We start from the raw sequence: 11,106 nt of genomic DNA, 5'->3' as shown, positions 1-11,106 counted from the left end.
GGCAAGGGGTCGGCAACAAAGGTGCCGCTGCCGACTTTGCGGCGTACCCAGCCGGCTTTGACCACTTCGCGAAAGGCCTGCGCGACCGTCGGGTAGCTCAGCCTGCCCTCGCGCATGAACTCGCGTTCAGAGGGGATGCGCTCGCCCGGCCCGTAATGCCCTTCGCGGATCGCGCCGGTGATGGCCTTGGCCAGTTGCAGGTAAAGCGGCTCCCTTCGACGCCGATCGACGACGTCCAGTGCGACTTTCATGCCCATGCCTAACCGCCTATAAAACCGTGCCTGAATAGAGTCATTCTAGCCGAGCGTCAGAAATCTGTCAAGAGGTGTTGTTAGGGCAGGTGGCCTGGGCAGGAACTCCGCCAAGGTTTGGAAACACGAAAACATGCTGCCGAGTGATTGCATCCGGGCGAAACGCCGGGCATCCTGCTCGCCTTCAATGTCTCTTGCGGCAGCTTGCCTTCTGACACAGTGCCGTCACTCCCCTGTGCCTGCTTTTTCAGCGGCGTCATTGTGACACCACCGGGCGTCCGTCCGTCGTGTCTGATTCTCCGTCGTGCATCGTCTCGCAGACGGAACAATCGGGTCCTGTCGGGGGATATTGCCGGTGACACGAAGTGTGCCGGGCCCGGGTAGTTCCAATATGGAACGAATTGTGGCAACTGGGACGCCAGGAGCCACTTTAATAATGCATACGGCGAGGTTGATGTTATGACGCCTTCGGGACGAAACCCGGGGCCGGGGAAGGAGCGCCGATGCAACTGAAGGACGGTGAACTCGTTTATCGTTGTCTTCAGGGTGACGCGGACGCGTTCAGGGAGTTGGTCCAGCGTTACCAGGCAGCGGTGTATGCCACGGCCTTTTATTATGCCGGCCGGTATGGCGCGGCGGAGGATGTGGCCCAGGAATCGTTCTGGGCCGCGTATCGAAGCTTGCCGCGCCTGAAGGATGCGGAGAAGTTCGGGGCGTGGCTGCGCGAGATAACCTGCCGTACAGCAGCCAACTGGCTGCGCCGGCAAGGCAGGCGTCTGGCAACAGAAACGCCGTTGCCGCATCGGCGCACAGTGTCAATTGAAGATGCACGACAGGGACCGCACAGACAGGCCCAAAGCCGGGAGCGATTCGAGCGGGTCCAGCAGGCGATCGATTCGCTTCCGGAACGCTACCGGTTGCCGGTGGTGCTTCGGTACCTGCAGGAATTGAGTTACGAGGAGATCAGCCGGTTTACGGGCGAATCGCGGGATGAAATTCGCGGCATCCTTCATCGGGCCGGCCGCCAGTTGCGTGATTTGCTGGCGGATCTCGACCAAGGCGAGGGGAACGTGCAGTGGCGTCATGTAGACAAATAGAAAGCCTGATACAGGGCTATATCGACGGCGAAGTGACCGACTCGGAACGGCTCATTTTCGAAGAGCACGTGTCGGAATGCCGCGTCTGCAGCCGTGCGCTCAAACGGCACAAGCGGAGTACGGCGCTCCTTTTCGAGGTGTACGAAGAGCATCGTCTCCATAACGACCTCACCCCCGGCATTATGGCGCATTTGCCCGAAATGGACCGGTCGTCGACGAATGTCCAGGAGGTGAACTGGCGCGTCAAGCATGCAAGCGGCGGCATAACCTGGCTCCTGCGTCTTGTACCGGCTCTGGCCCCAGTCCTGATTATTGTGCTCGCGCTCGCGATCTTCTATTCGTGGCCGCGAAACGGAGACCTGCCCGAGCCCAGCATCGGCGTGGTCACGTTCCGCCAGGGCCAAGTCATGCGCAGCAACGAAGAAGGCACGGACCGGCTCAGCGTCAACCTGAGCAGCTATATCAATGCCGGGGAACGCTTCGAAACCGGCAACGCGGCGGCCATGATGCTGTCGCTCGCCGGCCCCACCGAAATCAAGGTGGCGGCGGACACGCGCATCAAGATCCATGACGAGCGGCAGATCAGCGTCGAGCGCGGCCGCGCCTGGCTGCACGTCGGCAAAGACGTGCGCCTGTTTCGCGTCAATACGCCTCCCGGCAACGTAGTCGTTTTTGGCACCACATTCGACGTGCGCGTCGAGGAAAACATGACCGTCGTCACTGTCAGTGAAGGGCGTGTACAGGTCGAAAACGACGTCGCGTTCCGCGAACTCAACGCGGGCGAGCAGGTTACACTGCGCATCGGCAAGCGGCCGCTGGAACCGGTCTCCGTAGACGCGGAGGCCGAACTTGCCTGGGCCGACGCGATCTCGCCGGATTCGGGCGCCCAGCGCGCGTTTGCCGAAACGGTCAGGCCCAACTACATGGCCAACATGACCGCGGAACAGGTATTCGTGGTCCAGACGAACGGGCGCGCCGTTCAGTCCCTCACCTTCGAGTGGAAGCCGGAGGACGGTGTCGCCATCCAGGGCGGCTATTACGTTTACGTATACGATGATCACATGAATCAGTTGTTCAGTGACCATATCCGCGCGGAAGTTTTCCAATTCGCGGATTCCAACTCATTCGATGTGGTCGTGCCGGGCGAACCCATTCGAGACGTGCGCGTCCTGCACATCAAAGTCGTTCCGGACGGCGTCGCGGGGGATACCGAGACGACCTTCACCAAGGTATCGGCATGGGGCATTTACCCATGAAAACGTTGGGAAATAAAATCCGCATCGCGCGCGTAACAACCGCGTTGCCTGCGCGTTACGGGTTTGCTGAAACGGCCCTTCTACAGGGAGACGGGCTTGCGGAGCGCACGGTTAGAATTCTGCCTCACGTCACTCCTTCCCCAAGAGTACCTGCAGCCAGTAAGCAAAGCGGGTCCGTCTCCTTTATTTCTGATTATTCCCCCGGAAACGGGGTTCCGGCCTCATACCCAAGCAACGGGAGACGGGTGAGCGGCGTACACGGCTCGAATTCTGCCTCACGTCACTCCTTCCCCAAGAGTACCTGCAGCCAGCCGGTGCCATTCACCCGTCTCCACTCGGCCTCATACCCAAGCAACGGGAGAGGCGCCTGCGTACGGTGCCACGAGCAATCTGCCTCACGTCACTGCTCCCCCAAAGTACCTGCAGCCTATCTGCCGCGCAGGCCCTCTCCTGGGACTCATTCCTCTTTTTACCTGGCGGCGGCGCCACGCCACGAAGGGACCGCGAAGAGAACGGGGCTTGCCCAGCCCAGCGCGCCGCGCCTGGCGCCATCATTGCCCACATGACTTGCCCGCGACGACCGCGCCCAAGGCGCGGCCGCATCCGCGGGGGGTGGGCAAGCCCGGTTCGGTTTCTGCTCTCTGCCCGAGAGAACAAAACCTCGTTCTGAAAGAAGACCACCTCACCTCTCGAGCCGTTGCCTCCGCCTTGCGTGTCCACGGACTCTTGACTCCTCAGCGGGCCTGCCACGTGCGCCGCATCTGCCTTGATTCTACCATCCATGCCAGAAAAACACGTAATTGGCATAAGAATTATTGAAATTATCAGTGAACTCAGGTCTCCTCGCGGGCCGAATCCAAACGTCGTGGAATACTGCAAGGCCAATGCCCTGTTTGAAGATTTGACCATTACGTGATTTTCGCAAACCGCTGGGGGGGCTATGGTTTACCGGGCCACAGCCACCGCAGCCGGCGTGGAGAACCCAATTCTATGAATCCGGGCCGGATTCCGCTTCTGGAGGCTGCCGCGGCCTGCGTACTGCTGACATCCTGCGGCAACTTGGCCGGCCCGAAGCCCTCGGGGCGTCTCTGCGTCACGGCCACGACCGGCATGATAGCCGATGCAGCGCGCCATATTGCGGGCGAACTCGCGGACGTCCGGGAACTCATGGGTCCGGGTGTAGACCCACATCTCTACAAGGCGACGCAAGGCGACCTGCGCCGGCTCGCCGGGTCGGACCTCATCCTGTACAACGGCCTGCACCTCGAGGGGCGCATGGGAGACACATTCGCGGAGATGGCCAAGCGCACCCGCGTCGTGGCTGTTACGGAGACGATTCCGCTGCGGCAATTGCGCGAGCTGCAGGGCGTTGCGGGCCAGTACGACCCGCACGTGTGGTTCGATGTCTCGCTCTGGCACATCGTGACCTTGCGCATCCGCGACGCCCTCATCGAGGCGGACCCCGTCCATCGCGACACGTACCTGGAGCGTGCCGCCGCGTACGCACAGGAACTGGACGCGCTGCGGGCGTTCTGCCTCCAGCGGATCGCCGAGATCCCCCCGGACCAGCGCGTACTCATCACGGCTCACGACGCGTTCGGCTACTTCGGGCGCGCCTATGGCATGGAAATCCTCGGCGTCCAAGGCATCAGCACCGCGGCGGAATACGGCCTGCAGGACATCACCCGGCTGGTCGGCGTCATCGTAAAGCGGCGCATCAAGGCGGTGTTCGTGGAATCCTCGGTATCGCCGCGCTCAATCAACGCGCTGATCGAGGGCGCCCGCGCCAATGGCCATGAGGTTCGCCTCGGCGGCCAGTTGTATTCGGATGCGATGGGCGCGGCGTCGACGCCCGATGGCACCTACATCGGCATGGTGCGCCACAACGTGGACACGATTGTGGAGGCGCTCAAGTAATATGGATTCCGCCCTGCCCGCACCTCCGGTGGAAATACACGACCTTACCGTCACCTATCATCATCGTCCGGTGCTGTGGGACATCGACGTGACGTTTCCCGACGGCAAACTCATCGCGATTGTGGGCCCGAATGGCGCCGGGAAAAGCACCCTGCTCAAGGCGGTCATGGGACTGGTTCCGCTTGCGTCGGGTTGCGTCCGCATTTTCGGGCAGCCGGGCGGCCGTTCCCGTGCTGCGGTCGCGTATGTGCCTCAGCGCGAATCCGTCGACTGGGATTTTCCCACGGACGCGCTGGACGTGGTGCTGATGGGCAGATACGGTCAGTTGCCGCTGTTTGGACGGCCGCGGCGCCGCGACCGGGAGGTCGCGATGCAATGCCTCGAAAAAGTGGGCATGGCGGAATTCGCCCGGCGCCAGATCAGCCAATTATCCGGTGGCCAGCAGCAACGCGTCTTTCTCGCCCGTGCACTCGCGCAACAAACCCGCCTCTATCTCATGGACGAGCCCTTCGCGGGCGTAGACGCTGCCACGGAGAAGGTGATTGTAACGCTCCTGCGCGGGCTGCGCGAACAGGGCAACACGGTCGCTGTCGTGCATCACGACCTCCAGACCGTGCCGGAATACTTCGATTGGGTGCTCCTGCTCAACCTCCGTTGTGTCGCCTTTGGCCCCGTGGCGGATATGTTCACCGCGGAAAACCTCCAGGACGCGTACGGTGGCCGGTTGAGTCTTCTGACAGACGTGCATGAACGGCTCCGGCGCGCCGAATGGAATTCCCGCAGTGCTGACGGCTGAACCCGCTTCCTCCTGGCTCGTCATCTTGCCGTTCTCGAGCAGGAACGTCGTCTACGTGTTCGGCGGCTGCATGCTGCTCGGCGCAGGCGCCGGCATGGTAGGCTGTTTCAGCTTCCTGCGCAAGCGCTCGCTGCTCGGCGACGCCCTGGCGCACGCGGCGCTGCCCGGCATATGCGCCGCCTTCCTGCTCACGGGGACAAAAGACCCCTTGGTCATGCTCGCCGGCGCTATGTCCTCTTGCTGGCTCGGCGCCGTCTCCGTCGATTGGATCGTCCGTCATACCCGCTGCAAGGAAGACAGCGCGCTCGGCATGGTCCTCTCCGTGTTCTTCGGCGCCGGCATACTCCTGCTCACGTACATCCAGCATTCCGGAAACGCGGCGCAGTCCGGATTGGACCGTTTCCTGTTCGGACAGGCCGCGGGGCTGGTCGCGCGCGATGTGCAAGCACTGGGCGCCGCCGCCGCGCTCCTGTGCGCGGCCGTGGTCCTGCTCTACAAGGAATTCAAGGTCATTTCCTTCGACCCGGACTTCGCCCGAGCCTCGGGGCTGCCCGTGCGGATGCTCGAGATGACGCTGGCCACCCTGATTGTCCTGGCGGTCGGCATCGGTCTGCAGGCGGTCGGCGTGGTGCTTATGGCGGCGATGCTCGTCACGCCCGCCGCCGCGGCCCGGTACTGGACAGACCGACTCGGCGTACTGCTTCTGCTGGCGGCCCTCTTTGGCGCCGGCAGCGGCGCACTCGGCGTGTATGCCAGCTGCCTGGGCGCGAAGATGCCCACCGGCCCATGGATGGTCATTTGCGCCACAACGCTGTTTCTCGTTTCGTTCGCTGGCGCGCCGCGCCGCGGACTCGTCTTGCGGTTGTGGCGGTTGCGCCGGTTCCGGCGGAAGACCGCCGTCGAAAACCTGTTGCGCACCCTCTATCAACTCGGCGAACCGGCAAAGGACTGGAACATCCCCTGGTCCCTGCCGGAGTTGCTCCAGCGGCGGGGCATGAGCATGCGGCAATTGCGGCGCACGCTCGCCCTGCTCGAGCGGGCGGGGCTGGTTGGCGAAACGCAGCCAGGCCTTTTCGCGCTGACGGACGCCGGCGTCGCGCGAGGAGCGCGGGTCACGCGTGTGCACCGGTTGTGGGAACTATACTTGACGCGCAAATTGGAGATTGCCGCAGACCACGTCCACGATGACGCGGAGGAAATCGAGCACGTGCTCACGCCGGAACTTGAGGAACGTCTTGCGGAACTGCTGGAACACCCTCAAAGCGACCCGCATGGTCGCCTTATACCGGCGCGAGGCGCGGAACCGGTCACCAGAGAACGCTAGGCGGGCTGTTTCATGGATTCGCTGACAAATTGCCGCGTTTCATTCCGGGCGCGCAAGCATCCGCCTTCGCAAGAGCTAAGGCGGGCAAGCGCCTGCGCGCCCCGCACGTGACCGTGTTTGCGAAACGGAGTACCCAACGTCATGCAAGATGCTTTCTGGATTATGTTCACCGGCGCCGTGGCCGCCAGTTCCTGCGGCCTGGTGGGCTGTTTTCTGGTGTTGCGCCGCCAGGCCATGCTGGGCGACGCAATCAGCCACGGCATATTGCCGGGCATTGTCGCGGCGTTTCTGGTCACCGGCTCGCGCAATATCGGCTGGATGCTTCTCGCGGCCGGAACGATGGGCCTGATCACGGCGTTCCTGGCGGAAATGCTGACCCGCCACGGCCGCATCCAGTCCGACGCGGCCATGGGCGTAACCTTCACGTGGTTGTTTGCGCTCGGCGTCATTCTCGTGACCCGCTACGCGGACGCGGTCGACCTGGACGTCGAGTGCATCCTCTACGGCGAGATTCTGTTCACCCCGTTCAACCGGTTCGAGTGGAACGGCGTGGACCTTGGCCCCAGAGCGGCGTGGACGATTGGCGCCACGCTGGCAGCGAATCTTGCGTTCATAGTTATGGGCTATTCTAAGCTCAAGATCTGTTCTTTCGACCCCGCGCTGGCGGCCTCGCTCGGGTTTCGCGTCGGCCTCTGGCACTACTTGCTCATGGCCTTCACCTCCCTGACCACCGTCGCGTGCTTTGAGAGCGTGGGCGCGATCCTGGTGGTCGCGATGCTCGTTGTCCCCGCCAATACCGCGTATGTACTGGTAGACCGTCTCGGCCTCATGCTGGCAGTGTCCGCCGGGGCAGGAACCGCCGCCGCCGTGCTCGGCTATGGACTGGCCTCTTGGCTCGACGCGTCCATAGCGGGGGCCATGACCACCGTTGCGGGCGCTCTGTTCTTGGCCGCGGCGCTGTTCTCGCCCAAACACGGCGCATGGAAGCGCCTGTTTCGCAATCACGCGGTCAGTTCCCCCTCGGGGACCCCTGAACAAGCAGGATAGAACACGCAGGCAGCCTCTACGGGTCACTTCGCATACTCGCGTTCTCCCGCCGCGGCAGACTCACTATGGCCGGCTACGGTCATGAACTCGCGGAACGAACGGCGCGCGTCATCGTGGCAGGCGCCGCATTGCGCGGGCTTGCCAAGCCCTTCCACATGGCATTCCGCGCACTCGATATCGAGATGCAGGGCATCGAGCGGCTCACCCGTGCGCTGGTGATCGAACTCCCCGGGTTGCCACTCCAGTTCATGGCATCCGCCGCATCGGACCTGCTTCGCGAACCCCTCCACGTGACAATCCGTGCAACTGGCTTCCGCGTGCGTCGCGTCCAGGGCAACGCCGACACGCGCGTGTTCGAAATCCTCGGACGGCCAGTCCGCGCCGTGGCAATCGCCGCAACCGGACGGAAGGTCCGTGAACCGGAGCGCATCCTGCTTGTGACAGGACCGGCAATCCAGCCGGGCATGGTAACTCTTTAGCAGAAAACCCGCCTGCTGCGCATGGTTGAAACGGCGGCCGGTTTCCGTCGTGTGGCAGTAACCGCAGTTGTCCTTCACTTCCGGCGCGTGACAGCGACCGCACAGTTCGTCGTGCGGGTCCCCCGCCAATGGCTTGTGGGCGTGCTCCGGCCGCGCCGTGTCATGGCAATTGCTGCAACTCTCTTTCTGGTGGCAGTCCACGCAACGCAGGCCAAAAGGCTCCACATGGTCCGCGTGATTGAACGTCACAATCGGACCCTCCACGTATTCCTCCACCGTGAAGACCGTTTCCTCGGGCGCTTTGATATGGGGGTGGTCGGCGCCCACCACGTCGTCCACGCTAGGCTGATTCGCCTGTCCCTCCGCGTCCGGTACACGCTTAGCATGGCAGTTGATGCACCCGTTCTCGTGACTCCATTCACGATGACATGACAGACATTGGCGATGGTAAGCCCCTTTCAGGCTCGGCTGACGCAGATTTACGGGGTTGGGTCCGCCATGGCACGCGTCGCACCCCGTGATCCGGCCATCCTTTGTGTGGTGATGGCACGTGGCACAGCCTTGCGTGCCCATATCCGCCATCAGCGCGTGCAGCTTGTGCGGAAACGCCACGGGAACGTACACATCGGAGAGCGTATCCAGAATGGCCACGTCCGGCGCCTCGGCCTCGGCCTTGGCCGCCTGTTCCCCGGTCAACTCCGGCCGCGGACAGGACCGCAGCGGCGCGTTGCCTTCGTCGGGCTGTTCGACCGCATGGCATTGCAGGCAGTTCATGTTTGCGGGCATGTGCATGTCCGGATGCTGGGCATGCAACGCGGCCCCGTACCCCCATACAGCAGCAACGATCAGGACTACGCGCGTACGCATTCGTCAACCTCGCCAGACGCCTCGACCACCAATTCAGGCCCGGCCTCCGGGGCGGATTTCGGGAGGATGGGCAGAATCACGACAGCAAAACGAAACAGAATAACGAATATCGCCGTTAATCCCGCGACGGTCAGTATTTCGGCCAGACTCGGGAAGTATCGGGTCGTCGTGTAGGCGGAGTGATACGCCACCAGGAACACATTCACGCGGTTCATGAACAGGCCGAATCCCGTGAGTCCGCAGGCCCACGCCAGCAACCCGGGCGACCGCCGTACCCGGACGGACGCCAGCATGCATAACGGCGCCAGGCCACCCAGCACAAACTCGGCCAGGAACCACACGGTCTCGACCTCACCCGCGAACAGGGCCGTGTGCGCCTCACGGATAATCAGGTCGCTGAGCTTGGCTGCCAGATAGACGGCCAGGAACACCAATACGTATCGGCTCAGCGAGCCGAGCATCGCCATGTCCGGGCGCCGCCCGGCGCCACGCGACAGCAGAATCGAGGCAAGAATCACAAAGGCGAACCCCGCGGAAAACACCGACAACAGAAAGAGCAACGGCAGCGCGGGCGTGTACCAGAGGGGGTGCATCTTGTTCGGCGCAACCAGCATCAACGCGCCCAGCGAGGAATGGTGCATGCAGGACAGCACCACCCCAAACACGACGAAGAACGAAAGCACTTTGCCCGTCAGCCGGTCCGCCAGGCCCAACAACGCGTCCACCGCGCCGTTCCAGCGCGCCAATGCCCCGGGCAACGCGACACGGCCGCGAAACCGCTCGCAGACGATCGGCGTGAATTCGATGTACAAGATCATAAGGTAAGACATGATGCACATGGCCACTTCGAACAACACCGAGTTGCCCTGCCACATCGTCGGCCAGGCGGGATGCCAGATATTGTAGTAGCGGCCGATATCCACGGCGAGGCTCACGCAGCCGAAGGTGTACCCGAGCACGCCAATCAGCAGCGCCACCCGGGAGATGGAATCATAGGCCCGCCGGTGAAATACATGGACAAGCGCCGCCGTGGTGAAACCGCCCGTGGCCAGAGCCACCGCCGCGGCTACGCTGATGGCTTTCCAAATGCCCCAGGGATACTGGTTCGACAGGTTCGTCGCGGCGCCAAGGCCAAAGAGGAACCGGTACAGCACGGCTCCAAGGCCCAGCACCGACAGGACAATCAGCACGCGCGTCGTCACGCGCGACATACCTTGATTCAGCGGCGCAAAGGCAGTGTTGGTCTTCATGATTCCGGCGTCCCTGCTTCCGCCTTGTCCTCCGAACCGTCCTTCAAGGTCTTCATGAACACGCCGAGCATCCCAAACAACATCAGAGGCGGCAGCCCGAACTTGAACACGCTGTGCTGGATGGTCTCAGCCAGGTGCTGCACAGGCGCATCCCCAAGCGCGGGCAGCCCGAGTTCTTCGAGCGGCGCGCTCGCCAGATACAGCCACGAAGTCCCCCCCGCTTCATGTTCTCCATAAACATGGTCCACATAACGGTCCGGGTACATGGCGATTTTTTCGTGCGCAAACGCTATCAGCTCCGTGCGCTTGCCATACGTAAGCGCCATCGGCGGGCACATCGCCACGCACGCAGGCGTCTCGCCTTCGCGCGCCGTGCGCTCGAAGCAGAACGAACACTTGCGCACCGCCGGCGTCAGCGCGTTCCCGTATTCGTAAGCCGGCACCTCGAACGGGCACGCCACCATGCAATACCGGCAACCGATGCATTTCCACGCATCATAGGTGACTGCGCCGTGCGGATCCTTCTGCAACGCGCCGACAAGGCACGCCGACACGCACGCGGGTTGCACGCAATGCATGCACTGATACTTGACGTACACGGGCTCTTCCGGATTGCGTTCGTTCTCAAACCGGTTGACCACGGTGTACGCTTTGTCGTCCATGCGCCGGCCCTGCTCGAACACCGCCGTATCTTCATAGGCCTCGAGCGGCGCTTGCGTCAGATGGTGCTCTTTGTTGCACGCCCACTCGCATTTCCGGCAACCCACGCACTCCGTGGTATCCACCAGGACACCGTACGCGTCTTCCGGCGGCGCCGATTCC

General features: G+C 62.9%; 10 protein-coding genes. 6 read left to right on the top strand and 4 right to left on the bottom strand.

From position 1 onward, the window contains the following. A partial coding sequence (locus tag KA184_19485) for a GntR family transcriptional regulator (protein MBP8131767.1) occupies nt 1-257 on the bottom strand: 257 nt, incomplete at its 3' end. A gap of 497 nt (nt 258-754) precedes the next feature. Here KA184_19485 and KA184_19480 point away from each other — a divergent pair. From KA184_19480 to KA184_19455, 6 genes are all read left to right on the top strand, one after another. Next, nucleotides 755-1,348, top strand: a complete 594-nt coding sequence (locus KA184_19480; GenBank protein MBP8131766.1) for a sigma-70 family RNA polymerase sigma factor — start codon at nt 755-757, stop codon at nt 1,346-1,348. Then, a complete protein-coding gene (locus tag KA184_19475) occupies nt 1,327-2,604 on the top strand; it encodes a FecR domain-containing protein (protein ID MBP8131765.1) in 1,278 nt (425 codons plus the stop codon). Before KA184_19480 ends, KA184_19475 begins: the two co-directional genes overlap by 22 nt. Before the next feature lie 990 nt (nt 2,605-3,594). Continuing rightward, entirely contained in the window at nt 3,595-4,521 is a 927-nt protein-coding gene (locus tag KA184_19470; GenBank protein ID MBP8131764.1) for a zinc ABC transporter substrate-binding protein, read from the top strand. A gap of 1 nt (nt 4,522) precedes the next feature. Next, on the top strand, nt 4,523-5,317 hold the full coding sequence (locus tag KA184_19465; GenBank protein ID MBP8131763.1) for an ABC transporter ATP-binding protein: 795 nt from the start codon (nt 4,523-4,525) through the stop codon (nt 5,315-5,317). Then, a complete protein-coding gene (locus KA184_19460; GenBank protein MBP8131762.1) occupies nt 5,268-6,641 on the top strand; it encodes a metal ABC transporter permease in 1,374 nt (457 codons plus the stop codon). Before KA184_19465 ends, KA184_19460 begins: the two co-directional genes overlap by 50 nt. A gap of 141 nt (nt 6,642-6,782) precedes the next feature. Then, a complete protein-coding gene (locus KA184_19455) occupies nt 6,783-7,688 on the top strand; it encodes a metal ABC transporter permease (GenBank protein MBP8131761.1) in 906 nt (301 codons plus the stop codon). Between the two features lie 23 nt (nt 7,689-7,711). On the opposite strand, the gene KA184_19450 is transcribed toward KA184_19455, so the two are convergent. The 3 genes from KA184_19450 to KA184_19440 form a co-directional block, all read right to left on the bottom strand. Continuing rightward, nucleotides 7,712-9,034 carry a hypothetical protein gene (locus KA184_19450; protein MBP8131760.1) on the bottom strand — a complete coding sequence of 441 codons (1,323 nt, stop codon included), beginning with the start codon at nt 9,032-9,034 and terminating at the stop codon, nt 7,712-7,714. Next, nucleotides 9,019-10,284 (bottom strand): Ni/Fe-hydrogenase cytochrome b subunit, encoded by a 1,266-nt coding sequence (hybB, locus tag KA184_19445; protein ID MBP8131759.1) that lies wholly within the window; start codon nt 10,282-10,284, stop codon nt 9,019-9,021. Before hybB ends, KA184_19450 begins: the two co-directional genes overlap by 16 nt. Further along, nucleotides 10,281-11,106: 4Fe-4S dicluster domain-containing protein (locus KA184_19440; protein ID MBP8131758.1), on the bottom strand; the 826-nt coding region annotated here is incomplete at its 5' end. The genes hybB and KA184_19440, both read right to left, overlap by 4 nt.

Source organism: Candidatus Hydrogenedentota bacterium, from assembly GCA_018005585.1.
Classification (GTDB): Bacteria; Hydrogenedentota; Hydrogenedentia; order Hydrogenedentales; family JAGMZX01; genus JAGMZX01.
This window is presented reverse-complemented; position numbering and strand designations above follow the sequence as displayed.

Coding starts and splice junctions, on each gene's coding strand:
- KA184_19480 (MBP8131766.1), top strand. CDS start 755: ATGCAACTGAAGGACGGTGAACTCGTTTATCGTTGTCTTCAGGGTGAC.
- KA184_19470 (MBP8131764.1), top strand. CDS start 3,595: ATGAATCCGGGCCGGATTCCGCTTCTGGAGGCTGCCGCGGCCTGCGTA.
- KA184_19465 (MBP8131763.1), top strand. CDS start 4,523: ATGGATTCCGCCCTGCCCGCACCTCCGGTGGAAATACACGACCTTACC.
- KA184_19460 (MBP8131762.1), top strand. CDS start 5,268: ATGAACGGCTCCGGCGCGCCGAATGGAATTCCCGCAGTGCTGACGGCT.
- KA184_19455 (MBP8131761.1), top strand. CDS start 6,783: ATGCAAGATGCTTTCTGGATTATGTTCACCGGCGCCGTGGCCGCCAGT.
- KA184_19450 (MBP8131760.1), bottom strand. CDS start 9,034: ATGCGTACGCGCGTAGTCCTGATCGTTGCTGCTGTATGGGGGTACGGG.
- hybB (MBP8131759.1), bottom strand. CDS start 10,284: ATGAAGACCAACACTGCCTTTGCGCCGCTGAATCAAGGTATGTCGCGC.